Source organism: Nocardia sp. NBC_00511 (assembly GCF_045161165.1).
In the GTDB taxonomy this organism is placed as follows: domain Bacteria; phylum Actinomycetota; class Actinomycetes; order Mycobacteriales; family Mycobacteriaceae; genus Nocardia.
Genome location: NZ_CP107849.1, coordinates 2583638 through 2609933, shown reverse-complemented (window position 1 = coordinate 2609933; position 26296 = coordinate 2583638). Strand labels below are relative to the sequence as shown.

28 protein-coding genes are annotated in these 26296 nt (G+C 67.1%); 9 read left to right on the top strand and 19 right to left on the bottom strand.

Going from position 1 to position 26296, the window contains the following annotated elements; all coding sequences use genetic code 11:
* Positions 1 to 9: 9 nt before the first annotated feature.
* Positions 10 to 273, bottom strand: a complete 264-nt coding sequence (locus OG300_RS12365; protein ID WP_405495297.1) for a hypothetical protein — start codon at positions 271 to 273, stop codon at positions 10 to 12.
* Between the two features lie 125 nt (positions 274 to 398).
* Between OG300_RS12365 and mgrA the strand changes: the two genes are divergently transcribed.
* Complete coding sequence (mgrA, locus tag OG300_RS12360; protein ID WP_405495295.1) at positions 399 to 1442, top strand: L-glyceraldehyde 3-phosphate reductase; 1044 nt, start codon at positions 399 to 401, stop codon at positions 1440 to 1442.
* 59 nt (positions 1443 to 1501) lie between these two features.
* Here the strand turns inward: mgrA and OG300_RS12355 are convergent, their stop codons facing one another.
* The 3 genes from OG300_RS12355 to OG300_RS12345 form a co-directional block, all read right to left on the bottom strand.
* Complete coding sequence (locus OG300_RS12355) at positions 1502 to 4426, bottom strand: FAD-binding and (Fe-S)-binding domain-containing protein (protein ID WP_405495293.1); 2925 nt, start codon at positions 4424 to 4426, stop codon at positions 1502 to 1504.
* Positions 4427 to 4428: 2 nt separating this feature from the next.
* Positions 4429 to 5769, bottom strand: a complete 1341-nt coding sequence (locus OG300_RS12350) for an MFS transporter (RefSeq protein ID WP_405495291.1) — start codon at positions 5767 to 5769, stop codon at positions 4429 to 4431.
* Between the two features lie 221 nt (positions 5770 to 5990).
* The gene (locus OG300_RS12345; RefSeq protein ID WP_405495289.1) at positions 5991 to 7157 is read right to left on the bottom strand and encodes a pyridoxal-phosphate-dependent aminotransferase family protein; all 1167 of its coding nucleotides are present in this window, start codon (positions 7155 to 7157) and stop codon (positions 5991 to 5993) included.
* 93 nt (positions 7158 to 7250) lie between these two features.
* Between OG300_RS12345 and OG300_RS12340 the strand changes: the two genes are divergently transcribed.
* Positions 7251 to 7988, top strand: coding sequence for an IclR family transcriptional regulator (locus tag OG300_RS12340; protein WP_405495287.1), 738 nt, complete (start codon positions 7251 to 7253; stop codon positions 7986 to 7988).
* A gap of 24 nt (positions 7989 to 8012) precedes the next feature.
* Here OG300_RS12340 and OG300_RS12335 read toward each other — a convergent pair whose 3' ends face one another.
* Entirely contained in the window at positions 8013 to 8747 is a 735-nt protein-coding gene (locus tag OG300_RS12335; RefSeq protein WP_405495285.1) for a glutamine amidotransferase, read from the bottom strand.
* Between the two features lie 89 nt (positions 8748 to 8836).
* Here OG300_RS12335 and OG300_RS12330 point away from each other — a divergent pair, with 89 nt between their 5' ends.
* Both OG300_RS12330 and OG300_RS12325 read left to right on the top strand, forming a co-directional pair.
* Positions 8837 to 9511 carry a class I SAM-dependent methyltransferase gene (locus tag OG300_RS12330; RefSeq protein ID WP_405495283.1) on the top strand — a complete coding sequence of 225 codons (675 nt, stop codon included), beginning with the start codon at positions 8837 to 8839 and terminating at the stop codon, positions 9509 to 9511.
* 214 nt (positions 9512 to 9725) lie between these two features.
* Positions 9726 to 10991 (top strand): MFS transporter, encoded by a 1266-nt coding sequence (locus OG300_RS12325; RefSeq protein ID WP_405495281.1) that lies wholly within the window; start codon positions 9726 to 9728, stop codon positions 10989 to 10991.
* 6 nt (positions 10992 to 10997) lie between these two features.
* Here the strand turns inward: OG300_RS12325 and OG300_RS12320 are convergent, their stop codons facing one another.
* From OG300_RS12320 to OG300_RS12305, 4 genes are all read right to left on the bottom strand, one after another.
* Complete coding sequence (locus OG300_RS12320) at positions 10998 to 12155, bottom strand: polyprenyl synthetase family protein (RefSeq protein ID WP_405495279.1); 1158 nt, start codon at positions 12153 to 12155, stop codon at positions 10998 to 11000.
* A gap of 148 nt (positions 12156 to 12303) precedes the next feature.
* The gene (locus OG300_RS12315; RefSeq protein ID WP_405495277.1) at positions 12304 to 13284 is read right to left on the bottom strand and encodes a terpene synthase family protein; all 981 of its coding nucleotides are present in this window, start codon (positions 13282 to 13284) and stop codon (positions 12304 to 12306) included.
* Positions 13285 to 13402: 118 nt separating this feature from the next.
* The gene (locus tag OG300_RS12310) at positions 13403 to 14179 is read right to left on the bottom strand and encodes an ABC transporter permease (RefSeq protein WP_405495275.1); all 777 of its coding nucleotides are present in this window, start codon (positions 14177 to 14179) and stop codon (positions 13403 to 13405) included.
* On the bottom strand, positions 14176 to 14826 hold the full coding sequence (locus OG300_RS12305; protein ID WP_405495273.1) for an ATP-binding cassette domain-containing protein: 651 nt from the start codon (positions 14824 to 14826) through the stop codon (positions 14176 to 14178). The genes OG300_RS12310 and OG300_RS12305 overlap by 4 nt, the downstream gene beginning before the upstream one ends.
* 128 nt (positions 14827 to 14954) lie before the next feature.
* Here OG300_RS12305 and OG300_RS12300 point away from each other — a divergent pair, with 128 nt between their 5' ends.
* On the top strand, positions 14955 to 15401 hold the full coding sequence (locus OG300_RS12300) for a nuclear transport factor 2 family protein (protein WP_405495271.1): 447 nt from the start codon (positions 14955 to 14957) through the stop codon (positions 15399 to 15401).
* Here OG300_RS12300 and OG300_RS12295 read toward each other — a convergent pair.
* Both OG300_RS12295 and OG300_RS12290 read right to left on the bottom strand, forming a co-directional pair.
* Entirely contained in the window at positions 15362 to 16084 is a 723-nt protein-coding gene (locus OG300_RS12295; protein ID WP_405495269.1) for a hypothetical protein, read from the bottom strand. The two genes, OG300_RS12300 and OG300_RS12295, sit on opposite strands and share 40 nt — an antisense overlap.
* A gap of 12 nt (positions 16085 to 16096) precedes the next feature.
* Positions 16097 to 16660 carry a hypothetical protein gene (locus OG300_RS12290; protein ID WP_405495267.1) on the bottom strand — a complete coding sequence of 188 codons (564 nt, stop codon included), beginning with the start codon at positions 16658 to 16660 and terminating at the stop codon, positions 16097 to 16099.
* A 214-nt stretch (positions 16661 to 16874) separates the two neighbouring features.
* On the opposite strand from OG300_RS12290, the gene OG300_RS12285 reads away from it, so the two are divergent.
* A complete protein-coding gene (locus tag OG300_RS12285; RefSeq protein WP_405495265.1) occupies positions 16875 to 18092 on the top strand; it encodes a transcriptional regulator in 1218 nt (405 codons plus the stop codon).
* 272 nt (positions 18093 to 18364) lie between these two features.
* On the opposite strand, the gene OG300_RS12280 is transcribed toward OG300_RS12285, so the two are convergent.
* The 4 genes from OG300_RS12280 to OG300_RS12265 form a co-directional block, all read right to left on the bottom strand.
* A complete protein-coding gene (locus OG300_RS12280; protein WP_405495263.1) occupies positions 18365 to 19171 on the bottom strand; it encodes a class I SAM-dependent methyltransferase in 807 nt (268 codons plus the stop codon).
* A 43-nt stretch (positions 19172 to 19214) separates the two neighbouring features.
* Positions 19215 to 20768 (bottom strand): succinic semialdehyde dehydrogenase, encoded by a 1554-nt coding sequence (locus OG300_RS12275; RefSeq protein ID WP_405495261.1) that lies wholly within the window; start codon positions 20766 to 20768, stop codon positions 19215 to 19217.
* Positions 20769 to 20948: 180 nt separating this feature from the next.
* Positions 20949 to 21158 carry a DUF397 domain-containing protein gene (locus tag OG300_RS12270; protein ID WP_405495259.1) on the bottom strand — a complete coding sequence of 70 codons (210 nt, stop codon included), beginning with the start codon at positions 21156 to 21158 and terminating at the stop codon, positions 20949 to 20951.
* Positions 21155 to 21991 (bottom strand): helix-turn-helix transcriptional regulator, encoded by an 837-nt coding sequence (locus OG300_RS12265; protein ID WP_405495257.1) that lies wholly within the window; start codon positions 21989 to 21991, stop codon positions 21155 to 21157. The genes OG300_RS12270 and OG300_RS12265 overlap by 4 nt, the downstream gene beginning before the upstream one ends.
* Positions 21992 to 22300: 309 nt before the next feature.
* Between OG300_RS12265 and OG300_RS12260 the strand changes: the two genes are divergently transcribed.
* The 3 genes from OG300_RS12260 (at position 22301) to OG300_RS12250 (ending at position 23336) form a co-directional block, all read left to right on the top strand.
* Positions 22301 to 22492, top strand: a complete 192-nt coding sequence (locus OG300_RS12260; protein WP_405495255.1) for a hypothetical protein — start codon at positions 22301 to 22303, stop codon at positions 22490 to 22492.
* Positions 22489 to 22689, top strand: a complete 201-nt coding sequence (locus OG300_RS12255) for a hypothetical protein (protein WP_405495253.1) — start codon at positions 22489 to 22491, stop codon at positions 22687 to 22689. Before OG300_RS12260 ends, OG300_RS12255 begins: the two co-directional genes overlap by 4 nt.
* A 206-nt stretch (positions 22690 to 22895) precedes the next feature.
* Positions 22896 to 23336 carry a hypothetical protein gene (locus tag OG300_RS12250; protein WP_405495251.1) on the top strand — a complete coding sequence of 147 codons (441 nt, stop codon included), beginning with the start codon at positions 22896 to 22898 and terminating at the stop codon, positions 23334 to 23336.
* Here OG300_RS12250 and OG300_RS12245 read toward each other — a convergent pair.
* The 4 genes from OG300_RS12245 to OG300_RS12230 all read right to left on the bottom strand — a co-directional run bounded on the left by OG300_RS12245 (position 23308) and on the right by OG300_RS12230 (position 26237).
* A complete protein-coding gene (locus OG300_RS12245) occupies positions 23308 to 24501 on the bottom strand; it encodes an RNA polymerase sigma factor (protein WP_405495249.1) in 1194 nt (397 codons plus the stop codon). The genes OG300_RS12250 and OG300_RS12245 overlap by 29 nt on opposite strands.
* Entirely contained in the window at positions 24498 to 24866 is a 369-nt protein-coding gene (locus OG300_RS12240; RefSeq protein WP_405495247.1) for a YciI family protein, read from the bottom strand. The genes OG300_RS12245 and OG300_RS12240 overlap by 4 nt, the downstream gene beginning before the upstream one ends.
* 15 nt (positions 24867 to 24881) lie before the next feature.
* Complete coding sequence (locus OG300_RS12235; protein WP_405495245.1) at positions 24882 to 25292, bottom strand: hypothetical protein; 411 nt, start codon at positions 25290 to 25292, stop codon at positions 24882 to 24884.
* A gap of 111 nt (positions 25293 to 25403) precedes the next feature.
* Positions 25404 to 26237 (bottom strand): nuclear transport factor 2 family protein, encoded by an 834-nt coding sequence (locus OG300_RS12230; protein ID WP_405495243.1) that lies wholly within the window; start codon positions 26235 to 26237, stop codon positions 25404 to 25406.
* Positions 26238 to 26296: the final 59 nt, after the last annotated feature.

Sequence of the window (26296 nt, the reverse complement as noted above, 5' to 3'; positions counted from 1 at the left end):
GGGTACCGGTCACCACCAGGTGTCGTCGTCGTCTCCGCCGAAGATCCCGTCGGCCACCCCGTCGAGAGCTTCGGCGGCCAGGATGCCGCCACCCACACCGAGCGCGATCTGCCCGGCACCCGCGAGGAAATCGCCGATGCCCGATTCCCGCTGCGGCGCGGGCTGTCGCCGCGCCGTCTCCAACTGCTGCCGCAACAGCGTGATCTGTTGGCGCAGTTGGATGTTCTCCTGACGGAGTTGCACGATGATCTGCTCATAGTTCTGCGCGTTCATGATTCGTCCTTCGCTGGTGGTCTCCGCCGGTCATCCGGTGTGCCTACGACGATGCGGCTCGCCGCTGACAGCCCACCGATACGTCGCCGACAGGGCACCGCACGCGATAGCGCAGGATGGATCCCATGACTCATCGAGCGGATCCGACGAGGTACGACGGAACGATGCGGTATCGCCGCTGCGGCCGATCCGGACTGGATCTGCCGCTGCTGTCACTGGGTTTCTGGCACAACTTCGGTGACGATCGGCCGTATCGGACCCAGCGCGAGATTGCCCTGCGCGCCTTCGACCTGGGAATCACCCACTTCGACCTGGCCAACAACTACGGCCCGCCGTATGGGTCCGCGGAGATCAACGCGCGCCGTATCCTGCGCGAGGACCTCGCCCCCTACCGCGACGAGCTGATCATCTCCACCAAGGCGGGCTGGGACATGTGGCCCGGCCCCTACGGTCAGGGCGGCGGCTCCCGGAAATACCTGCACGCCTCCCTCGACCAGTCGCTGACCCGCCTGGGCCTCGACTATGTGGATATCTACTACTCCCACCGATTCGACCCCACCACGCCGCTCGAGGAAACCGCCACCGCCCTGGATTCGGCTGTCCGTCAAGGTAAAGCCCTCTACGTAGGTATCTCCTCCTACACCGCTGACAACGCCTCTCGCATGGCCGACCTGCTGCGCGAGCTCGGCACCCCGCTGCTGATCCATCAGCCGTCCTACTCCATGCTCAACCGCTGGATCGAAACCGAAGGCCTCCTCGACGCGGCCGCCGACCACGGTTTCGGCGTCATCGGTTTCACCGCGCTGGCCCAGGGCCTGCTCACCGGCAAATATCTCGACGGCATCCCCGAGGGTTCGCGAGCCACCCAGGGCAAGTCCTTCCAGACCGACCTGCTCACCCCCGAAATGCTCGACCGGCTGCGGAAGTTGAACGCGATCGCCGAACGCCGCAACCAGTCCCTGGCGCAACTCGCCCTGGTCTGGGCGTTGCGCGACCCGCGAGTCACCTCGCTGGTCATCGGCGCGTCCAGCACCAGCCAGCTCGAACAGAACATCGCCGCCCTCGACAACCTCGAGCTGGCATCCGACGAACTGACCGAAATCGACGCGCTGCTCGACGACGACGGAGCGGTCGACCTCTGGCGCTCGGCCCGCGAGGGCACGCTCTGAACACACCCGATGGCCGAGCCCGCGCGGGTTCGGCCATCAGGCCCCTCATCGGGAATTGGTCACTCTGCCAAGGCTTCTCGGATCAGTTCGAGGGGATGCCAGGCGGTGCGGCCGGAGCCGTGGAAGATCTGCTGACGGCAGGAGACTCCGGTGGCGGCGACGATGGTGGTCGGGGGTTCGGCGGCGAGGGCGGGCAGGAGGCGATCTTCGGCGATGGTGAGCGACAGGTCGTAGTGTTCGGATTCGAAGCCGAAGGAACCGGCCATGCCGCAGCAGCCGGAGTCGATTTCGACCACCTGTGCGCCCGGAATGCGTTGCAGCAGAGCCATGGTGGCGGCGGTGCCGACTTCGGCCTTCTGATGGCAGTGACCATGGTAAAGAATGCGGCGACCCGCGAACCGTGAGCCGGAACGCAAGCGTAGACGGCCCGCGTCGATGGCTTCGACGAGGAGTGCTTCCACCTGACGGACCCGTGCGGCAACCTCCTTCGCATCCTCCGAATCGGGTAGCAGTGCGGTGTGTTCGTCGCGGAGCATGAACACGCAGGAGGGTTCGCAGCCGACGATGGGTGAGCCTGGGACCGTGGTGTTCGCCAGTGAATCCACCAGTCCCCCGGCCTTTTTGCGAGCATCGTCGAGCAGGCCCTTGGACATGCTCGACCGGCCGCAGCAGCCGCCGGTCGCCAGCTCGACCTGCCAGCCCGCGCGTTCGAGGAGTTCGATCGCGGCCTGACCGATGTGCGGTTCGGTGTAGGTGGTGAACGAGTCGGCCAGCCAGTTCACCGTTCCCAGTGAAACGGGCGCGCCGGTGTCGCCGCGGCGGCGGAACCAGCGAATCAGGTTGGTGCGCTGGAACTCCGGGAGCGGTCGCGCGGCGGCGATGCCGAGCGTGCGATCCAGGAGACGGCGCAGGGGCAGGATTCGCCCCGGGGCGTTGGACAGCGGTGCGGTGGCTGATCCGAGCCGGTTGAGGGTGCGGATCGCGCCGAAGATCCGGGAGCGCAGCGGCGTGCCGTGGATCTCGTGATGGTGAGCGAGGGTCTCGGCCTTGAGCGTGGCCATGTCGACGCTCATCGGGCATTCGTTCTTGCACGCCTTGCACATCAGGCACAGGTCGAGGATCTCGTGCAGGCGTTCACCGCCCAGCGCCGCATGGGGGTCCGGCTCGGACAGTGCCTTGACCAGGGCGTTGGCCCGACCGCGAGTGGCGTGCTCCTCGTTGCCGGTGGCGATGTAGGACGGGCACATCACCCCCGGCCCGGCCTTGCGGCACAACCCGATGTTCATGCACCGGTCCGCCGCCCCGCGCATCCCGCCCACCACTTCGAAATTCAGCGTGGTGGTGATCGGCGGCGCGGGCGGCAGCGCATCCCGATCGCGCAGGTTGTCGGTCATGGACGGCGCGTCCACGATTTTGCCCGGGTTGAGGATGTTGCGGGGATCGAAGAGCCGCTTCACCTTTCGCATCGCCTCGTAGAGTTCGTCGCCGAAGATCTCCCGGTTGAACTCGCTGCGCGCCAGGCCGTCCCCGTGCTCGCTCGAGTTCACCCCGCCGTACTCGGCGACCAGATCCTTGACCGCCTCGGCCACCGACCGCATGCGATCCACCTGCGTCGGATCGGTGAGGTCTACGAACGGCCGAATGTGCAGGCAGCCCACCGAACAGTGCCCGTAGAACCCGGCCTCGAGCTGATGCTCGTCGAGGATCTGCTTGAAACGCCGCGTGTAGTCGGCCAGGTGCACCGGATCGACGGCGGTGTCCTCCACGAACGCCAGCGGTCGCCGCGTCCCCTCCCCGGCCGCCATCAGCAGCCCGAGACTGGACTTGCGGACCTTCAGCAGCGCCTGCTGATCGGCGGCGGTCACCGCCCGCAGCGTGTGATAGCCGTGCCCGTTGCGCCGCCACACCCGCTCGAGCCGGTCGAGCCGATCGGTCAGCTCCGCCTCGTCGTCCCCGGTGAACGACACGAACAGCAGCGCCCCCGGATCGCCGGCCAGAATCGTTGCCAGCCCGGCATATTCGACCTTCCGCCGGGACAGTTCGAGGATGGTGCGATCCATCAACTCCACCTGATGCGGATCACAGCTCAGCGCGTCGGTGGTGGCCTCGATGGCGGACTGGGTGTCGTGGAAGTGGCCGACCGCGTACACGGTGTGCGCCGGTTTGGGGATCAGATCCACCAGCGCGTGTGTGACCACCACCAGCGTCCCCTCCGCGCCCACCACGAATTTGGCTGTGTCGAACGGCTTGTCGGCCCCGTATCCGGCCAGCCGGTCGAGCCGATAGCCGCCCGCTCGCCGCCAGAACATCGGCATTCCGGCCGCGATGGCGGCCTCGTTGCCGGTGACGATCTCCGGAAGCTCCTGATAGATGCGACCTTCCAGCGTGTTCGCCGTCGCCCGCCGCTTGCGTTCCAGCTCGTCGACCGGTTCCAGCCGGGCCTTGGACCCGTCGGCGAGCACCACGTCCAACGCCCGCACATGATCGATCGTCATCCCGTAGCGCAGCGACCCGCTGCCCGCGGAATTGTTGCCGATCATCCCGCCGATGGTGGCCCGGTTGCTGGTGGAGGTGTCGGGCCCGAACATCAGCCCGTGCGCGGCGGCGGCCCGATTGAGCTGATCCTGAACCACTCCCGCCTCCACCAGTGCGGTCTGTGTCCCGGGATCGATGACGATGCGGTCCAGATGCCGGGACAGGTCAAGCACGAGCCCGGGACCCACCGTCTGCCCCGCGAGGCTGGTGCCCGCGCCCCGCGCCACGATCGGGACACCCAGGTCCGCGGCCGCCCGCACCGCGCACGCCACATCATCGGCATGCCTCGGAAACGCCACGCCGAGTGGCGTGATCGCGTACATGCTGGCATCGCGGGAGAACAGATGCCTGCTGTAGTCGTCGAAGGCGACCTCCCCCTCCAGCTGGGCCCGGAGCGCTCGTTCGAGCCGCTCACCCAGCCGTGGATCCGGTCCCTGATTCGTTGTCATCGTCATTGAAAGTCCTTGTGGTCCGATGTCATCGGCAGCAACGGCGCACGCACGGGAGCCGTGTCCACGGCGGTCGCCGCGCGCAGTCGCTTGCGCAGGGTCAGCACGAGCAGGGCGGCGATCCCGAACACGATCCCGAAGAACACCTGGGTCAGCGCGTACCCGCCGCCGCTGAGATCACTGAGCCAGCCCCCGATGTAGGGCCCGAAGAAGCTGCCCAGATTGCCGACCCCGTTGATCAACCCCATGCCCGCACCGGCAGCGGCCACCGGCGTCAGCTTGGTGACCGTCGCCCAGAACGGCCCGTACCAGGCGATGGAGGCCGCGGTGCCGAGGATCATCGCCAGCAGCACCAGCCATTTCTGTTGCGCCGACACGAGACTCGCGCCGACCAGGATCACCGAGGCGCACGCCAGCACCACCGACATGTGCGCGATATGCCCGCCGCGCCGGTCCGCGGACCGACCGACCAGGATGATCGCCGCACCCGCCGCCAGCTGCGGCAGAATCGCGATCAGCCCGACCGTCAGGTCCGTGTGGAACGCCTTCTTGAGCACGCTCGGCATCCACAGCGTCAGCCCGAGCAGTCCCATCTGCGTCAGCGTGTAGATCAGCGCGAACTGCCACACCACCGGACTGGTGAACGCCGCCTTGAAAGTGCCGCGGCTCTGCAGGGATTCACCCTCTTCGACGCGGGCCCGCTCGATGTAGTCGCGTTCCACCTGCGAGAGCCAGCTGGCCTTGGCCGGGGTGTCGCGCACCACCGCCAGCCAGGCGATCAATCCCACCACCAGCGGCGCACCGCCCTGGATCAGGAACATCCACCGCCAATCCAGGTACGTCAGAATGAATCCGGAGAACGGCGCCGCCACGATCGCCGCGATCGGCGTGTACAGCTTGAAAATGGCGAAGGCCCGGCTTCTTTCGGCGAACGGGAACCAGGCCCGGATAGTGGTCATCAGCGCGGGCTGCACGCCGCCCTCGGCGACGCCGAGCAGGAACCGCGCCAGCAGCAGCTGCCCGACGGAATGCGTGAGCCCCGAAGCCATGGCGGCCACACTCCACAGCACCATGAGAATCGCGACCCACTGTCGCGCACTCCACCGTTCGGCCATATAGCCGCCGGGAATCTGCAGCAGCAGATACCCCCAGAAGAAGATGCCGCTGGCCAGTCCCTGCTGGGCCCCGCTCAGATGCATATCCGTCTTCAGGTGTGGCAGCGCGAAACTGATGTTGGTGCGGTCGATATAACAGATCACGTAGATGAAGACGACGATCGGCAGGATATGCGTCCATCGCTTCATCTGGGACAGTCGCCGGACAGGGGAAGTCCGCTCGGTCACGACCTACCTCCTCGTAGGTTGCCGACGGATCCGTCGGCGTGTGTCGGCGTCCGGATTCCGCTGCGGAATCCGGGAAGTCGCTCGGAGCGGAGCAGTGCGAGTCGAGACCAGCAGGCCGGGGTATCCGGCCGCCCAGCGAAGAGCGAAGGGAACAGTGGAAACGTGCGGTGGGCCGTGCCGCTGGCTTTCGAACAGCGAAAACCGTTGCACCGGCTGATGTCTCACTCGGCGCGCAAGACCTCGAGGGCGTCCTGCAAACCACCCGGGTCGATGGTGACCCCGGCCAGCTCCAGGCCCATCTGCACGCCGGCCAGAGTTCCGGCCAAGGTCAGGTCGTTGAGGTCGCCGAGATGCCCGATCCGGAACACCCGCCCGGACAGCTTGCCGAGCCCGGTCCCCAGCGACATGTCGAAGCGGTCCAGGATGATTCGGCGCACCTTGTCCGCGTCGTGCGCCCCGCCTACCAGCACGGCGGTCAGCGAACTCGAGTACTCGCGTTCATCCGCGCACAGCACCTCGAGCCCCCAGCCGCGCACCGCTGCGCGGGTGGCCGCGGCGAACCGGTCGTGGCGGGTGAATACCGCGGGCAAGCCCTCTTCCTCGAGCATTACCAGCGCTTCCCGCAACCCGTAGAGCAGGTTGGTGGCCGGGGTGTACGGGAAGAATCCCTGCTCGTTGGAGTCGAGGATGGTCGACCACTCCCAGTACGAGCGCGGCAGCCGCGCGGTGCGGGACGCGGCGAGCGCCTTCTCGCTGATCGCGTTGAACCCCAACCCCGGTGGCAGCATCAACCCCTTCTGTGAGCATCCGACGGTGACGTCGACCCCCCACTGTTCGTGGCGGTAGTCGATGGACCCGAGCGAGGAAATGGTGTCGACCAGCAGCAGTGCCGGATGATTCGCGGTATCGAGGGCCGCGCGGATCTCCGGTATCCGGCTGGTGACCCCGGTCGAGGTCTCGTTGTGCACGACCGTGACCGCCGCGATCCGATGCCCGGTATCGGCGGCCAGCCGTTCGGCGAGCACCACCGGATCCGCACCGTGCCGCCAGTCGCCGGGCACGAATTCGACTGTGAGACCGAGTCGTTCGGCCATTTCCCGCCACAGTGACGCGAAATGCCCGGTCTCGAAGGCCAATACGTGATCCCCTGGCGACAGGGTGTTGACCAGGGCCGCCTCCCAGGCCCCGGTGCCGGAGGACGGATAGACGATCACCGGCGCGCTGGTCCCGAACACCGCGCGCACCCGCGGCAGCAGATCGAGGGTGAGTTCGGCGAAGTCGGGTCCGCGATGGTCGATGGTCGGCTGCGCGATGGCGCGCAGCACCCGGTCCGGGACATTGGTCGGGCCGGGGATCTGCAGGAAGTGGCGTCCGCTGTGGGCTGTCATGTGCTCGAATTTCCATTCCGTGCCGTGATATGGCACACTGTGCCGCGAAAAGGTTCAGCAAGGTTAGGGACGCACGATGAAGGAGTCGATACCTTGCGAAATGTCTTGAACACCTTGCGAGTTCTGGAGGAAGTCGCCTCGCGGCAGCCCATCGGCGTCGGCGAGCTCGCCCGGGTGCTGGATCTACCCAAGAGCACCGTGCAGCGCGCACTGGTCACCCTCGACACCGCCGGATGGATCCGGCCCGCCGCCGGTGAGGTCACCCGCTGGGCCATCACCACCAAGGCGCTCGCCGTGGGCGGACGCGCGGGCGGCGACCTGGGCATGCGCGGCACCGCCCTGCCGATCATGGAGGACCTGCGCCGCCTCACCGGCGAGACCATCCATCTCACCATCCCCGAGAACGGCAAGATGGTCCTGATCGAACGCCTCGAGACCGACAAGCCGGTCCGCACCAGCATGGCGCTGGGGCACGCGCTGCCCATGCACGCCTCCGCCAACGGCAAGGCCGTGTTGGCCTTCGCCCCGCCCGAACAGCTACGGCAGCTGCTGCTCGACGATCTCCCCCACTACACCGACACCACCATCACCGCACCCGAGGCGCTGCGCGCGGAGCTGGATCTCGTTCGGGCGCAAGGCTTCGCGGTCAATCGCGGGGAATGGCGCTCAGATGTCGGCGCGATCGCCGCCGCGGTCCTGGACGCGGAATCACGTCCGGTGGCCAGCCTCAGCGTCAACCTGCCGATCGGCCGCCTGACCGCCGAATCCGAACCGGTCTTCGCCGCCGCGGTCCGCACGGCCGCCGCCGACCTCGGCTCCCGGCTGGGCTGACCGGCTGTCACATTCGGGATCGGGTCACACCCGGAAGCGGGATACGAAGCGCCGCAGGATCTCCTGCGGCACGACGATCTCCTCCCGATGCCCCAGCAGCGTCAGATCACCGGCCTCGTCGGGCTCGAAATACCCTTCGTTGCGATAGATCGCGACCCGCAACGCGAACCCCGCGCTGTCGAGCTCGGGATGGAACTGCGTCCCGTACACCCGCTGCCCGACCCGGATCATCTGAACCGGGCATCCGGAGGTCCGGGCCAGCCACACGGCCCCCGGCGGCACATCCTGACACGCCTCCTTGTGCCCGCCGAAGGCCCGGAAGTTCTCCGGAAGCCCTTGCAGCAGTGGATCTTCGGCCGCCTGCTCGGTCAGTTCGATGGTCTGCGGCCCGGCGTTCTCGCTGTAGTGCTGCGGCCCGACTCGTCCACCGAGAGCGTCGGCGAGAACGCTCAGCCCGTAGCAGGCGCCCAGGTACGGGAAGTCCCGCCGCACGATCTCGATGAGCAGCTTCTTCAGCTCGGGTTCGAATACGCGCTGGTAGTCGTACTTGTCGGCCTCGGGATTGCTGAGGTTGCTCGGCCCGCCGCCGATGATCACGCCCCAGTACTCGTCCAGCACCAGATCCGGCAGTCCGTGATTCATCTCGATGCGCACCACCTCGTCGGGCCGCAGCCCGCCGGCGCGCAGGATGGCGTCGTATTCCTGGTCGGAGGCGGCCGGTTCCGGTCGCAGCTGCAACAGCAGACAGGGCTTGCCCATGGCACACATTGTGATCGGTCGCTTTCCGCGGGGGCGCGGCAACACGCGTTATTGACCTCTACCCGGCTCGAGGTTGCATGCTGGATCGCATGACTCGACCCGCCGACTTCTGGAATTCCGCCTACGACAATGACACCGCCCCCTGGGTGATCGGAGAACCGCAACCCGCGATCGTGGCCGTCGAGCGCGCGGGCGAGATCCAGGGCCGCATCCTCGAACCCGGTTGCGGCGCGGGTGAACACACGATTCTGCTGACCCGGCTGGGCTACGACGTGCTCGGTGTCGACCTGTCCCCCAGCGCCATCGACCAGGCCCGGGCCAACGCGGCCGCGCACGGCGTCCCGCAGGTGAACTTCGCGGTCGCCGATGCCCTGGCCCTGGGTGACGATCCGGCCTTCGCCGGGAATCCGCCCGGATCCGCGCCCGCCTTCGACACCATCGTGGACAGCGCCCTGTTCCACGTCTTCGGCACCGATCCGGAGTCGCGGGCGGCCTACGTCGCGGGCCTGCATACGGTCTGCAAGCCCGGCGGCGTCCTGCACCTGCTGGCGCTCTCGGATGCCGAACCCGGCTTCGGCCCCCGGATCAGCGATGCGGTGATTCGTGAATCCTTCACCACTGGTTGGGAATTGGAGCGCCTGGATCCGACGCGCTATCGCGGCCGCGTCACCGCGGGCGTCGCCGAGCAGGCCGCCACCCTCGCTGTCTCACCCGACGGCCTGGTCGATGTAGCGGCCTGGATCGCCCGTATCCGGCGCCTCTGAACCCCTGGCCTCGGATGATCTGTTAAGCTGCGGCTCTACTACTTCATATTGCGAATCCTAAAAGTACCTGTAACCGTCGGTTACAGGTACTTTGCTTTTCGGCCCCTTCCCCGGTCCCCGTGCCGATCCGGCAATTCCGGGAAAGCTCCGGCGCGATTCGTGAGCCACGCGCAAGATTGACTGGTTCGTCGTCCCCGAGGACGGGATCGCAACCATGGCGGCACACACCAAGCTCACGCCCGATCAGCGCAACGCGTTCCTGGCCGCCCAACTCGGTTGGACCATGGACGCTTTCGACTACTTCGTGGTGGTCTTCGTCTACGCCGATATCGCGGTCAGCTTCCACATGGCCAAGAGCGAGGTCGCGTTCATCACCACCGCGACGCTCATCATGCGGCCGGTCGGCGCGATGCTGTTCGGGCTCTGGGCCGACCGCGTCGGACGCCGGATCCCGCTGATGGTCGACGTCGGCCTGTACTCGGTGGTCGGGTTCCTGTGCGCGTTCGCACCCAACTTCACCGTGCTGGTGATCCTGCGGATGATCTACGGCCTCGGCATGGGCGGCGAATGGGGGCTGGGCGCGGCGTTGGCCATGGAGAAGATCCCCGCCGAGCGACGCGGGTTCTTCTCCGGACTGCTGCAGGAGGGCTACTCCTTCGGCTACCTGCTGGCCTCGCTGGCGTCACTGCTGATCTCGAATTGGCTGGGGCTGTCGTGGCGTTGGCTGTTCGCCCTGTCCATCGTCCCGGCCCTGATCATCCTTATCCTGCGGGCGCGGGTCCGGGAATCGGAGGTGTGGCAGTCGACGCGCGCGCAATTGCGCTCGACCCGAACATCCTTCCGCGACATCATCTCCAACCCGGTCATCGTGCGGCGCTTCGTCTACCTGGTGATCCTGATGACCGCCTTCAACTGGATGAGCCACGGCACCCAGGACGTGTACCCGACCTTCCTGTCGGCCACCCAGCACGGCGGCGCGGGCCTGTCGACGGTGACCGCCAAGTGGATCGCGGTGATCTACAACATCGGCGCGATCATCGGCGGGCTGATCTTCGGCACGCTCTCGCAGCGCTACGGCCGCCGGTACACCATAATTTTCTGCGCGCTGCTGGGTCTGCCCATCGTGCCGCTGTTCGCGTACTCGCGCACCGCGGCCATGCTGTGCCTGGGCTCGTTCCTGATCCAGGTGGCGGTGCAGGGCGCGTGGGGAGTCATCCCGGCGCATCTGACCGAGATGTCCCCCGACGCCATCCGGGGGTTCTACCCCGGCGTCACCTATCAGCTGGGCAATCTGCTCGCCTCGCTGAACCTTCCGATCCAGGAGCGATTGGCCGAATCGCGCGGCTATCCGTTCGCGCTCGCGGCGACCGCGATCCCGGTGTTCCTGGCGGTCGCGATCCTCACCGCGATCGGCAAGGAGGCCAGGGGAATTCGATTCGGCGGTGACCCACCGGCCGTCGCACCGGCCGCTCCGGAGTGAGCGACCTCATTTCTCCCGGCAGGCCACCAGCTGCGCCAGCGCCGACAGGTCGTCGGAGGTGTGGTCGGGACCCAGTGCGGCGAACGCGGTTTCGAGTGCGGTGGCGGCTCGGCCCAGGGTGCGCTGTCTGCCCCCGGCCTCCTCGATGAGGTCGGCGGCGTGGGCCGCACGCGCGGCGGTCATGGGGTGGCGGCCGTGATACATCCGGGCCAGCTCGCGCCCGGGCACGGTGCCCGACTCGAGTGCGCACACCACCGGGAACGACTGCTTGCGGTGAATCAGGTCGCTGTGCGCGGGTTTTCCGGTCACCGCCGGATCACCCCAGATGTCGATGGCGTCGTCGACGAGCTGGAAGACCAGCCCCAGTTCGCAGCCGAAGGTGTGCATGGCCGAGACCACCCGGTGGTCGGCGCCCGCGCACAGTGCGCCCAGCGCGCACGCGCAACCCAGCAGCGCACCGGTTTTCCCGGCCGCCATGTTCAGGTACTCGTCGACGGTGACGGCGTCGCGGGTCTCGAAGGCGCAGTCCTCGTACTGGCCGCGACACAGCGTGACGGTGGCGCGGGTCAGCCGGATCACCGCCTCGGCGGTGACGGTCTCGGGCACCCCGTCGCACAGGACGCCGAGTGCCAAGGCCTGCAAGGCATCTCCGAGCAGGGTCGCGTTGGTCTCGCCCCAGACCCGCCACACGGTCGCGCGGCCGTGCCGGAACGGATCGGTGTCCATCACGTCGTCGTGCACGAGGGAGAAGTTGTGCAGCAGTTCGACCGCGGCGGCGGCGTGCACCGCGTCTTCGGCACGGCCGCCGCACGCGGTGGCCGCGGCGAAGGTGAGGGCCGGGCGGAGCGCTTTACCTTGTACGCCAAGGCTTTCCGTACCGTCCGGTTCGCACCAGCCGAAGTGATATCCCGCCATCAGATCCAGCGGCCGCGCCAGCCCCCCGATCGCCGACCGGAGCACCGGTTCGATGGCCTGGCGGGCCTCGGTGAGCCGGTGCCGGGCCCGGTCTTCGACGGCGACTTCGAGTGGACTCGAGAGGGATTCCGGGACGCGCACTTGCGCGTGACCGGTCAATCCGGCGACGGACGGGCGGGAAAGCCCCCATCGACGCCTGGTCTCGGGATTCGGTCCCACGGTGATTCTGGTCGGTTTCGACGCTCGCATGTTCGGCCCCGCTCGCTCGGACACAGACGCCGCAGCCACCCGTCGGTAGCTGGGCAGCCATGCTGTGGAAGAAGCTCATGGTCCCATCGTGGGCCGAAACCTGGAGGTGGCCTGCCGGTTCCATTTCGGCAACGGCCGCGATGGGGACTCAGGTGAGAGGCAGTCCGTGCTCGAGCGCCTCTGCGGGAGCGCTCGTGTATCGGGCCGCCTGATAGTGGTAGTCGTGATTGGCGCGCACGTACAGGGTGTAGTTGTGGGCGGTGGTCAGGGTGTCCGCCCGATCCCGGCCGGTCACGCCGGCGTCCTCCAGTTCGGCCGGAAGCCGTTGCAGCGCATCCATCATGCGCCCGATGCATTCGGTGAGCATGTCGTTGACCAGTTGCAGGGCCTGCGCCCGGCTGTGGTCGTAGTGGTACTGCGCCAGCAGCACCGAGTTGTAGAGGTAGCCCGACGCCTCGTCGGAGGCGACCGACAGCACATCGTTGAACAGGCCCATGTGCTCGACGGCGGCCTCGCGCAGGCTGCGCACGGACGGCAGGTGCCGGGCGCCGGGAGCCAGATCGACACCCTCGGCGCGTTCACTGATATCGAGAAACACGTACAGTGCCACGCCGTCTCGTCGATGGGCGCGGTAGGTCTCGAGGTCGGGGAGATTGCCCGAGAGCCGTCCCACCGCCTCGGTGTAATAGGTCCAGAGCCAGTCGCGGATCTCCCCTCGCACGCTTTCGCGCCACTCGACCGACCGGTTGCGGCACAGTCGTTCCCACAGATCCGCGAAGGCGACCGCGAGTACGCCGGAAGGTGGTGTGCTGCCGTCCAATACGGCGTTGAGCGCGATGACGGCGGTCAAACAGCGCTGTGGATCCGGGATTTCGATGTCGAACTGGTCATCGACCACGAAAGCCCATGCGGTGTACTGGCTCAGCAGCGTGAGCTCGTCCACGTCGGCCCGCGGGCACCACAGTGCGTACATGCGCGCGGGTCTGGTGCGTTCCATGCGGCGGCGGGTCAATTCGGTTGGCACCAGGTCGAATGCTTCCAACCAGGCCCAGGTGGCCGCCTCCGCGTCGATCTCGGTGGGGTTGAGCCCCTCCGGGTCGAACGGCATGAAGAAATCAATTGCTTCCATACGAAACTACCTATCCCCCAGCCATTTTACCCACCATATCGTAAGCATCACGACATTTCGGGCATGTTCACCCGCATCAGGGGTCCCACTCACCAGGATTTTGCGGGCTGGTCGGTCGTCAGTCTGGCAGCGGGACCAGTCGCTGCGCCGAATCGAACAGGCTGCGCTGCGCCACCCGGGTGGCCGCCAGCGCCGCCAAAGTCGTTGCCGCGAGCAACATGTACATCACCACGATCTGATAGCGGATGGCGGTGAGCGGATCCACCCCTGCCAGAATCAATCCCGTCATCGCGCCCGGCAGGCTGATCAAACCGACCACCTTGGTGGAATCGATAGCAGGGATCAGCGCGGTCCGCAATGCGGAGCGCTGATTCGGCAGGAACGACTCGTGTGCCGAAAGCCCCAGCGCCAGTCGGGCTTCCACGGCATCGCGGGCGCGGCGGGCGTCTTCCACCAAGCGGCGCAGCGCGATTCCCGTCGATTGCATGGCCGAGGACACGATCATGCCGCCCACCGGAACCACCACCCGCGCGTGCGTGGAGATGATGCCCAGCGCGATCAGCGAACCCAGCGTGATGATCGAACCGAACGCCACCCCGATGGTCGCCGAGCGCCACGCTCGCGGCAGCCCGGCCCCGCGCCGACCCGCGACCCGTCCGGCGATCACGATCATCAGCGCCACCCAGCCCAGCGCGCCCGGCAAACCGGTGTGCCGGAACAGGATCAGCAGGATCGCGCCGACCGCGATCAATTGCACACCCGCCCGCGCCGCGGCGATCAGCAGTTCGCGGGTGAGATGCAGGCGCTGCCGGTAGGCGATGAGCGCCGCGAGAGCCACCAGCACCAGTGAGGCGCTGACCCCGGTCCAATCCGGTACCGCGAGATCGGCGGTCATCGCTGATTCCCCGCATCCGCGGCGCGCGTCAGGCGGCCCGCCGTCAACGTCCAGACCTCGTCGGAGACCTCAGCCACGAAACCCGGATCGTGGCTCACCAGCACCACGCTGCCACCGGTCGCCACGTGTCCGCGAATCAGCAGGGCGATCGCCGCCGCGGAGTCGCCGTCCAGGGCCGAGGTCGGCTCGTCCAGCAGCAGCACTTCCGGTTCCACCGCCAGGGCCCGCGCCAGGCAAACCCGTTGCGCCTCACCGCCGGAGAGTTCCGCGCACCGCCTGGCCGCGAATCTCGCCGGTAGCCCGGCCCGTTCGAGCAGCGTCTCGACGTGCTGGGTGTCGACCGGGCGACCCACCGCGACCTCCTCGGCGACGGTGTCGGTGAGCAGTGCCGGGCGCTGCGCGACCAGACCCACACGCCGGCGCAGGGCGAGCACATCGAGATTCGCGATCGGCCGATCGTCCAGCAGCACCCGGCCGCTGTCGGGATCGGCGAACCGGTTGAGCAGCCGCAGCAGCGTCGATTTGCCCGCGCCGCTGGGCCCCACGACGGCCGCACACCGCCCGGTGGCGAAGGTCGCGTCGACGTCGACGAGAACGGGGGTGTCGCCGTGACCGAGGCTCACCCGTTCCAAAACGATGCTGGGCACCGCCCAACCATGCCTCACCGAGACGATCGAGGCAGGACGGGGTTGCCTGAAAGCACAAGATCATCCGCGCCGCCGTCCTATGCTGCGCACCGTCACCCCGAATTACCGGCACCACCCGGAGGCACCACATGCTGTCCCTACAGGAGATCTCCGACCGCATGGAAATAGCGGACCTGATGGTCCGCTATTCGCATGCCGTGGACACCCACGAGTGGGAGACCCTCGACGAAATCTTCACCCCCGACGCCCATATCGACTACACCGCCATGGGTGGACCGGCGGGCGACGTGGAATCCACCAAGAAATTCCTCGCCGCCGTGATGCCGAACTTCTCCGCTTTTCAGCACATGATCAGCAACTCGTCCATCCGGGTCGAGGGCGATCAGGCCACCGCCCGCACCATGTGCCACAACCCGATGCTGGTGACCTCCGCCGACGGCAGCACCCAGTTGATGCTGTGCGGACTCTGGTATCTCGACACCTTCGTCCGCGTCGACGGCGACTGGCGCATCCAGCAGCGGGTCGAGGAGAAGAGCTACATGTTCGTCGCGCCCGACGCGGTCCCCAAGAGCTGATCGAACAGCTCACGGTAGCCGCGCAGGGCCTGCCGCATCGCCTCGGTGTCGGCGGCATCGCCACGCGACCACTGGCTTTCGAGCTCCTCGCGGCGCCGGCCGCAGCGGTCGGTCAACTGCGCGATGGCGTCACCGACCAGTCCGTCGGCGCGGGTGACCGCGTCCTTGGGATCGTCGACGAAGCTACCCTGGACCTCGCGCCACTGCTCACGCAGCTGGCCCTGATCGGCATCGGCGAGAATGCGCCCGCCATTGCCCGCGCCGCCGTTCGGCTTGCGATCCGCCGCGTCGGCCCGCTCCGGGCGTCCCGGCGTCTGGACGTGCTGGCCCTGCGCGTGATGGGCCATCGGATCCCCGGCGATCTCCCCGCGTGGATCGAATCCCGGTGTCTGCGAGCCTCTCCCGTGCGCTTCCGGGTCGAAGCCCTGCGGCCGCGGATACTGCGGAGGGCTGTCGGGGCCCAGACCGGGCGGACGCGTCTCCGCCGCATCCAGGGCCGGATCCCGCGGCGGCTGCCCGGGAGCGGAGCTCGCCTGCCGACCGTGGGCGCCCAGGTCGACGCCTTCGGACCGCGCGGTTCGAGCTTCCGCGTCCGGCTGCTCCGGGTGATCGCCGTGCTGTGCGGGATCGACGTCCTCCGCCGCGGGCGCAATATCGTTGCGCCGGTTGAACTCTGTGGTCATGGTGCTGCCTTTCTAGTTGTTCCGGGGATTTCCGGCGGGCGCGCCGTCGAGCAGTTCGGCGAACAACGCGCGGTAGTGCACGATGGCCGTGCGCAGGTCCTCGGTGGACACCGCGCCTCCGTTGGCGTGCGCCGCGATGTCGTGCGCGGCCCGGAAATGCTCGAGCGGACGGGCGTGCTCCACCGAAAGATCCGACAGCTGCTGGTCGTAGCTCTCGCTGGGGTAGCCGCGATCGGTCATCACCTGGGTGACCAGTCGGTCCGCGGCGTCCAGGGCGCCCGGCGGATCATCGACGAACTGCTCCTGGATGTGGCCCCACTGCGCGCCGTAGCGCTGCTTCTCCGGATCGGAGAGCTCACGCAACTGCAGTTTGTCGTGCCGCTGCTTGCGGTCGAGCAGCTCGCGTTCGGCCTCCCGCCGATTCGGGGATTCCTCCACCGCCCGTTCGTATTCGGGCCCGAACCGCTGTTGCAGCTGACGGCTGCGCCGCCGCGGTCCCAACGCCACCACCAGTAGCAGCGCGACCACGACGATCACCACCAGCACGATGATGAGTGTCACTGTTGCACCCGACATTCGATCCTCCTCGCCGAGTCTGTTGTCCTGGCGACGCAATGCCTCGCAGCCGCGGCATCAAACCGGTGCGGTGGAAGTGGCCTTGGCGGACAGCGCGATCCGCTGGCACTCGATGAAATAACGCATCGACTGCCACCAATGCCGCCCGCCCGGCACAACCGCCCGTCATCATGGGTTATCGGTCGGTCCGGACGCACCGCGAGGAGTTTGCGCCATGACGAATCTGCCCGCCCCCGCCCGCCACCGTGCCGAGCTGGAGAAGGCTTGGGCGCGTTGGACGACCACCTCCGGGCGCCGGCCGGGCCTGGACATGGTGTTGCGCTCCGAGGTGGTGGCGTCCTGGGAGCGGTCGCTGCGCACGGTGGATCCGGCACGCGCTGTGGCCCCGGCCGCCGATCGCGACGAATTGGGTTCGCGCTGGGCCGAATCCCCGCTGCGCACACCGGTCACCGAGCTGGCGGGCGAATTACGGGCACTGGCCGAGGATTCCGGCCTGGTCGCCGTCGTCACCGACGAGGAGGGGACCGTGCTGTTCAGTTGCGGCGATCGATCCCTGCGCCGCAGCGCCGAATCCGTGAACCTCGCGCCGGGCGGCTGCTGGGACGAGCCCTACATGGGCACCAGCGGGGTGGCGCTGTCGCTGCACAGCGGGCGACCCGGGTCGGTGTGGGCGGCCGAGCATCTGGTCGAGGCGCTGCACGGCTGGGTCTGCTACTGCGCGCCGATCCGCGCGGCCGACGGCCGTCAGCTCGGCGTGCTGGATCTCTCGACGTACTGGGATCGTTCGCATCCGCTCATCCTCACCACGGTGCGCGCGCTGGTGTCCGCCATCGAATCCCGTTTGCACGCCGAGCAATCGCGGCCCGCCGGGCATACCCGGCTCGAGGTGCTCGGCGCGCCTCGCCTCTACAAGGAGGGCAAGCTGTTCGCCATGAGGCCGCGCCAGCTGGAGATCCTGACCCTGCTGGCCCTGGAGCCGGAGGGCTTCACGCCGGAACGCCTGCACGAGGCCGTCTACGGCGACCGGTCGGTATCGGCCAGCACGCTGAAAGCCGATGTCTCCCGGCTGCGTTCGGCCACCGACGGCCGCGTCGCCGATCGCCGCTACATGCTCACCGAACCCCTGGCCTGCGACGCGGTCGAACTGCTCGCCGCGTTGGAGGCCGGTGACCTCACCACGGCCGTGCGCGTGTATCGCGGTCCGCTGCTGGCGGATTCGGATGTGCCCGGCATCGTGCAGTGGCGCGAGCACCTCGACGTCTGTCTGCGCACCGCGGTGCTGGCCGACCACAATCCCGAGCACGCGCTGCGCTTCGGCCAGCGTTGCCCCGACGATATCGAGATCCACGAGCACGCCTTGCGGCTGCTCGCGCACGGCGACAGCAGACGGGCCGTGGCGGCGGCGCGACTGCACACCGCGCTGCGCTACTGAGTGAATCAGCAACGATTCGACAACCGGACGCCAACCTCCCGCCAACCCGGGGCGGCCATGATCTGACCCGCAGCACCTTCCGCTTCTCCCTCGAAGCCCCAGAGGGGTCCGATTCGTCATCCGGTCACGACTGTTCACCGATGCCGAAGCAGCAGTGCTGGAAGCGGCTCCGGCCCCGCTGCGCGGTAACGAACTGACCGGATGAAGGAGGGTGGCGCGGCCGGTTTCTCCGGGTCGGCCGCGCCATCGCACCACAACCGCTGCGATCCCGGTTACACCGGTGCGCGCCCCGTACCCAGCCACGCCGTGGTCGACAAGGGTGTGCCCGGCACGTAACGCTCGCTCAGGAACTCGATCATGTTCTGCTCCTGGACTTTCCAGACCGCCGGATCGGTGGCCTCGCGCGTCGCCTGCAACGGTGCGCTCCCCCGCGTCAGTTTGTCCCACAGCTCCTCGGCGCTGTCGTAGGCGAACGACTCGGCGTGCGCCCGCACCTGCACGTCGGTGAACCCGGCGGCCGACATCTCGCGCTCGAAGACCTGCGGATTCTCCAGGCTCGCCGTATTCGGCTGCGGCGCAGCGAAACCCGGAATCCCGTGTTGGAACGCCTCGAACAGCAGCGTCATCAACGGCGACTGTGCGATCGGCGCCCAACTCGACACCACCGCCATCCCGCCCGGCCGCAGTACCCTGCACAACTCCGAGAACCCCTGTGCCCGATCGGGAAAGAACATCACCCCGAACATGGAGAACGCCGCGTCGAATGTCCCCGAGGGGTACCGCAATCGCTGTCCGTCGCCCACCCCGGTCAGCACATTGCCGATCCCGCCGCGCATGATCGCCCGCCGCAATCGCAGGATCATCGCCTCGGACACATCGACGGCGCACACCTCCCGAACCCGGGGCGCGGCCAGCAGCGCCAGCACCCCGGGCCCGGTGGCCACATCGACGATCCGAGCCCGGCCACCCACCCCGGCGACCGTGAGCGCCCGTTCCGCGAACGGCCGCATCATCTCCGAGGTCAGCTCGTCATATCCCTCGGCAACCCGATCCCATCGCGTTACCGCGTCATCCGTCATGCGTACAGCGTACGAGCCCAGCCTCTTTCGTGATCCAGCGAGCTCAGCGGCCGGGCAGGAACCGGAAGCTGCGCGCGAGGGTCATCAGCAGGGGCTGCCAGCGCTCCTGCGGGAGGAAGGCGGGCGGATCCAGGTTGAGCAGGCGGGTCACCACGATGGACTGGGGCTCGGTGAACTTGAGCAGGCCGTCGGGTCCGTGGCGGCGACCGACGCCGGAGATGCCCATGCCGCCCATCGGCGCGCCGGTGCTGCCCCAGGCGGGCGCGTAGCCCTCGTCGATATTGACGGTGCCCGCGTGCAGCTTCTCGGCGATCCGCTCGCCCTCGGCCTTGCTGGCGGCCCACACGCTGGCATTGAGGCCGTACTCGGTGTCGTTGGCGCGGGCGATGGCCTCGTCGATCGAGTCGACCGGGTAGATGGAGACCAGCGGGCCGAAGGTTTCGTTGCGGCCGCACTCCATGGCGTCGGTGACGTCGGCCAGCACGGTCGGCTCGTAGAACAGCGGTCCGAGATCCGGCCGGGCATTGCCACCGGCGAGCACCTTCGCACCCTTGGAGACCGCGTCGGCGACATGCTTGGTCACCGTCTCCAACTGAGATTCGGAGATGAGGCTGCCGATATCGGTCGAGAAGTCGTATGCGGCACCGAGTTTCGCGGCCTCGACCGCGGCGACGAACTTCTCGGTGAACTCCGCCGCCACCGCGCGCTCCACGTAGAGCCGCTCGATGGAGATACAGAGCTGCCCCGCGTTCGAATAGCACGCGCGCACCGCGGCCTTGGCAACCTTGTCGAGGTTGGCGCCCTTGGCCACGATCATCGGATTCTTGCCGCCCAGCTCCGCGGAGAACCCGATCAGCCGCCGCCCGCACTGCTCGGCGAGCGTGCGCCCGGTCTCGGAGGATCCGGTGAACATCAGATAGTCGCAGGATTCGACGATGGCGGTGCCGACCACGGTCCCCGGCCCGGTGATCACCGAGAACAGATCGCGCGGCAGCCCGGCGCGGGCGAACAACTCCGCGTTGGCCAGCGACGAGTACGGCGTCTGACTGTCCGGCTTGACCACCACGGCATTACCGGCCAGCAGTGCCGGAATCGAGTCACCCACCGACAGCAGCATCGGATAGTTCCACGGCGCGATCACCCCGACCACGCCCTTGGGCACCGCCCGCACCGAAGCCCGGTTCAACACCGGGAACGCCCCCGAGACACTGTGCGGAGCCAGCAGCTGCGGCGCGACCTTGGCGAAGTACCGGGCCGCGAACATCAGCCCCATGATCTCTTCCTGAGCGGCCCACCGCGCCTTACCGGTCTCGGCCTGCACGATATCCATCAGGTACTCGCGGTTCTCCACCACCAGCGCCCGATACCGCTCGAACACCTCGGCCCGCTGCTTGGGCGTCCGCCCGGCCCACTCCGCCTGCGCCACACGCGCTTTGGCGACAGCGGTGGCGACATCCTCGGCGGTGCCGACCGGCACCGAACCCAGAGTCGCGCCACTGAACACCTCGGTGATCGCACGGGTCGCGGGGTTCTGGGTCGTATCCACGGCCGCGAACGTCCGCAGACGCTCGAAAACCGCAGCTGCCGGCACCGGCATCGTCGCCTCCTACTACAAGTTACCGTCGGGTACATCAAACGTAGCGCATGTCCCGTACGCCCGGCTCCCATTACCCGCCTCCGTACCGACCATTTCGGCCGGGCCGCGCACATATTGTGGCGACTCACAAAAAAGGAGCCCGGGCCTCGGCCCGAACTCCCCGACGACTCGCGCCACCGCTCAGCGGCGGTCGAACTCACCCGCCCGCACTCGCGCGGCGAAGGCGTCCCACACTCCGGGCGTGAACACCAGCACCGGACTCGACTCCGCGAGCTTCGAATCCCGGACGGCCACAAGGCCCCCGCTCAGGTGCGCCGCCTCGACGCACTCCCCCTGTGAACTGCTATAGCTCGATTTGAACCACTGTGCGCCGGATAGGTCGATTCTCACGGACCGTACTCCTTGGCTATGGACAGCAAGAGCTGCCGTGTTCTGTCCAGGTCCAACGCCGCCCGGCTGACCTCAGCAAAAGCGTACCTGTAGCGCTGCACCTCAGCCTCGCGTTCCAGGTAGAGGTCACCGGCGAACTCTTCCACGAATACGACCGGCGGCTCGGTCATCCCGGTCGCCGGAAGTTTCGGGAACTCCAGCAGCACAAACGAACCGACCAACGACCCGAGGTGTCCGGTGGCATCGAACGGGACTACCCGCAGCGACACATTCGAACGCTGTCCTACTTCGGCGAGACTGCGCAGTTGCTCGCCCATCACGCCGACGCCGCCCACTTGATCGCGGAGAACCATCTCCGACAGGATCACATCGAGGTGGAACTTCGGTTCGACGAGCCGGGCTTGTCGCCTGACCGCGAATTCCACGCGCTTCTCAACCTGATCGGTTGGGGCATTCGGTGTTTCGGCCCACGCAATCGCGCGCCGATAGCCGGGTGTCTGAAGCAACCCGGGGACGATTGCGAGCTTCCAGACCGACAGCTTCCGGGCGGAGTCTTCCAAGCTGACGTAATGGTCGAAGCCGACACGCATTTCGTCAGCGTATGCGCGCCACCAGGACTTCTGCGCCGATCCGATCTCCTGAGCCAAACCCAGCATCACTCTTCGCTCATCGGATGTCAGCCCGTAACTGTCTGCCCAGGTATTGATCCAGAGCTGCGATACCTTCGCCTTCAACCCATCCTCGATCCGAGCAACGGTCTGCTGCGAGGTATCGACAATTTGTGCGGCAGCGTATTTCGTGAGACCCGCTTGCTCGCGGCGCTGCGCGAGCATCCTGCCCAGCGCTCGTGCGGGAAGTGTGGAACCAGGCATGTTTAGCCTCGCTATCGAGGGTGTCTGAATTTGGAAGTGCGGAAATTGGAAGTACTCAATATGAAAGGTTGGCAGCTCTTGTCTCGCTTTGCCTGGATGGAACTTTCAGGTCCGGGCCGATTGAATTCTACTTGCAGTAGGCCCGATCTTCTATAAGAAAGTCGTCCAGTTCGAAACGCCGCTGCTCCGAAATAGATTGCGGTGCAGGGCAATTGATACTTGGGCCGATCCAGGCACGGGCTCATCTACCGAGCAGGCGGGAGCACGCAGATGACCGATCTTCCTCTGACAGACCACAGCGAATTGCCGGTGATGACAATCGGATACGCACACGTGATCATGCAGCGGCACCGGAGTTGTCCGGTGTCGGTGTGCCCGGTGAAGAATCAGGCCAAGCGGCGGTTGGTCGAGGCCCGGATCATGGTGCCCGCCGACGCTCCCCACCTCGGAGGTGGAGCGTGAGCGGCACCCATGAAATGCCCTCGCGCCCGGTGCTCGATCAACAAGAGATCGAGGCGGGCTGGCGGGACCACGAGGGATGCGCCGACGAACAGTGCAGTGCCCGTGGGTATTTCAAGGCGTTGTGGCTGTGGTTCTGCGCCAATCCCGCGCAGCACCGGCCCTATCGAGAGACTCGCCCCGGCGGGAACTCTTCGTAGGCAGGGATTGTCGAGTATTTGCCGACCACCTGACATTGCGTGCCATCGGCGCGAGCGGGGATTGCGTTAGCTTTCCGGGGCGAGAATCGTGCACGCCAGACCGATAGCCCCTGCGTTGCAGAATCCGAAGGCCGCCGATGACCGAGCCCAGCCCGTGGTTGCCCGCACCCGTTCCACAACCCGCTCCACCAGTCGCATCGCCGTCTATGGGCTCGGCGCTGCCGATACTGGTGACCATCGCCGATATCACCGTCCTACCCGGGATGATCATCACCCCTTCCGGCCAGCTCCCACTGCGCGGCGCGATCTGGACCGTATCGGACAACTCGCATCAGCAGAAGCGGATTCCGGGCTGGGTGATTGCGTTGTCCGTGCTCTTCATTCCTTTTACATGCGGTCTTAGCCTGCTGCTGTTGGGAATCTCCGAGACCGACGTCTCCGGTCATATCGAGGTCACCGTTTCCAGCGGGGGACGTTTCCATCAGACATCGGTACCGGCGACCTGGCGAGGCACGGTTTACCAGGGAGGGAGTAACTGGGCATGTCACGCAATTCGTGTCTGCGCCGCTTCTCGACCGCGGCTGGGAACTGCTCGGGTCAAGGTGCAGATCCATTCGGTCATAATTCGAGCCGCGCTGCCTTCGTGACGAGATAGCGCCGCTCGGGTTCGCTCAGTGTCCTGTGCGCTGCCGAACGGTATTGCACGGCGGCCAGTTCCAGATCGCCTGAGAGTTCCGCGAGATGCGCTTCGACTGCGGCGAAACGATGATGCTCGGCAAAGATCCGGTCGGTGCGCAGTTGCTCGAGCAACGCGAACCCGGTGGGCACGCCACGTGCCATCGCCAGGGCGACAACACGATTCAGCGTCACCATCGGATTGTCCGACATCTGGTCGAGCAAGGTGTAGAGCGCGAGAATCTGCTCCCAGTCGGTCGCGTCCGGTGTCGACGCCTCGTCGTGGACTGCCGCGATCGCGGCCTGAATCTGGTAGGGACCGGGCTTGTTTCGTGACATCGCGGCAATTACCAGCGCAACACCTTCGGCGATCTGCGCGCGGTCCCACAACGTCCGGTCCTGCTCGGCCATCGGAATCAGCATGTCACCCGGCCCGGTCCGCGCGGCACGGCGGGCGTCGGTCAGCAGCATCAGCGCGAGCAGGCCGGCGACTTCGCCGTCGCCGGGCAGGCTGCGGTGCAGCATCCGGGCGAGTCTGATGGCCTCGGTCGACAATTCGACCCGCGCAAGCACCGGCCCCGAGGTGCTCGTGTAGCCCTCGTTGAAGATCAGGTACAGCACCTGCAGCACGGTGTCGAGGCGTTCGGCGTGCTCGGCCGGCATCGCGAACGGCACGCCGGACTGCTTGATCGTCTTCTTGGCCCGGCTGATCCGCTGCCCCATCGTCGCTTCGGGCGCGAACAGCGCGCGGGCGATCTCTCCCGTCGTGAGGCCGCCGACCGCGCGCAGGGTGAGCGCGATCTGACCGGTGCGCGGCAACGCGGGGTGGCAGCACATGAACAGCAGGATCAACGAATCATCCTGTGCCGAAACGGGTCCGGACGGTGCAACCGGCACTTCCTCCCGCTCGCGGCGGGCCTGCTCGCTGCGCAGCAGGTCGATCAATTTCCGCGAGGCCACCCGGATCAGCCAGGTGCGTGGTTCGTCCGGCAACAGGGGCCACTGTGTCGTCGCCGCGAGCAATGCCTCCTGTACCGCGTCCTCGGCAAGGTCGAAGTGCCCGTACCGGCGGACGAGCGCACCGAGGACCTGCGGCGCCAGGTCGCGCAGCAGGTCCTCGATCTCCCGGGCGATCACAGGTCGGCGGGCGGTCCATCGGGAAGCGGCCGGACCTCGATCGTGTCGCCGATGTTGTCGGCGACCCGTGCGGCGATTGCCATCGCGCGGTCGTGGGAGTCGACGTCGACGACCGAGAAGCTCGCAAGGACCTCCTTCACCTCGGCGTACGGCCCGTCGCTGGCGACCGGACCCGAAGCCGTCTTCCGCACGGTCCGGGTCAACGACGGATCGGCGAGCCCCATCGTCGTGACCAGCTCGCCGGACTCGGTCAGCTCGGCACCGAGCTCCTCGTAGAACTTGCACATCGCGGCGAACTCGGGACTCGAGTAGTCGACCGACGCCCAGTCCGCCGTGTTGGTGTAGGCCAGCAGGATGTACTTCACGGCTCCATCCTCCCGCTATTCACCGACGCGCGTCATCGTCGCCTCGTAACCGCCACCGGGCCACACCCACGCGCCGGACAGCGTGTTGCCGTCGGCGCTGAACGTGGTCCGGCAGTATGCCGGCGAGCCCTTGCGGCCACCCCAGATCGTCAGCACGTCGCCGTCGAGTTCGTACTCGTAGTCGAGCGTTTCGCCGTCGCTCGAGTAGAAGCGTGACGTGACCGCCTCACTCGTCTCGCCGCCGAACGGCCGTTCGTGGCCGATGACTTCGAGTCCGGAGACGTGGTGCCCGTCGTGGTCCATGTCCACGCGCTGAGACAAGAAGGCACGGCCGTCGAGCCACGCGTACGTCGTGGTGCCGTCGGCGCCGCCGGACACCCGCCAGGTACCGACAAGACGGTCGAGGTCGGAGATCGAGGTACTCATGACGAGAGTTCCTTTCGGTTGATGGTTCCTCGCCGGTACCACGGAGCCAGCGGACGGTTTTCGACATTCGGCCGTCGAAAACGTGCGCAGCGGCGCCGCGGACACGTTTACCTATTGCTTCCTGTCCGGCGTCGTCGAATGCAGGTGTCCGAGAGCGACCGCTGCAGCGGCGGTGTCGATGTAGTCGCGGAGGTGGATGATCTCGCCGTTGTGGGTGGTGAGGATCAGGAGGTTGGGGAGCGTGAAATCGCCGGTGGTGGCGCTAGTTCCGATAGCTTCCTGTTCGACGATGATCGTGTCGGGGTCCGTGGTCGCATGGACGGAGAGGGTCCGGTAGCTTTTGTATTTCACGTCGGTTGCCGCCCAACTTGCGGCGATCCAGGCGACGATTCCCTCGCGACCGGTGAGACGAGACCGCACGCCCGGGAGGGCGAAGGGGAATTCGTGAATCGCAGTGGGGGCGTAGAGCTTACGCATGGCGTCCGCGGACCGGTCGATCGCGGCTCGACGCCAGCGCTCCAACACGTCACGGGGTGTGGGGTGTGATGAGCCGAGGGGCGCGCGCCGGGCGGAAACCTTGCGGTAGTGGATCTTCCAGTCGTCGGGTCCTCGGGTGACGGTGTCGTCGTAGACGACGCTGCCGGTCGAGCCGTCGGCCTTGATGCCGATGCCCTTGGAACGGACGCGCGCCGAGCGGTCGTCGATCTCGGTGATCACGATATTGGTGACGTGATGACCTACCGGGTTGGCGTCGCCGAGGGCGAGGGCGGCCTCGCGTATCGCGGTGGGACCGTGCAGCGAGTCGAGGCCGAAATCGGTCAGGTCGTAGGTGACATCGGGGGTGAAGAGTTCGGCCATGCGGTCCAGGTCGCCGGAATCGGTGAGATGGCCGTGCAGATTGACGAGGTCGGTGATCTGGATGCGGTCGCGGTCCGTGAGTGCCATCGGGTGGCCCCTTCGTGCTCGGGTGCGCCCCGCCCTAAAGTGAGGCATGGTCCGGTTAG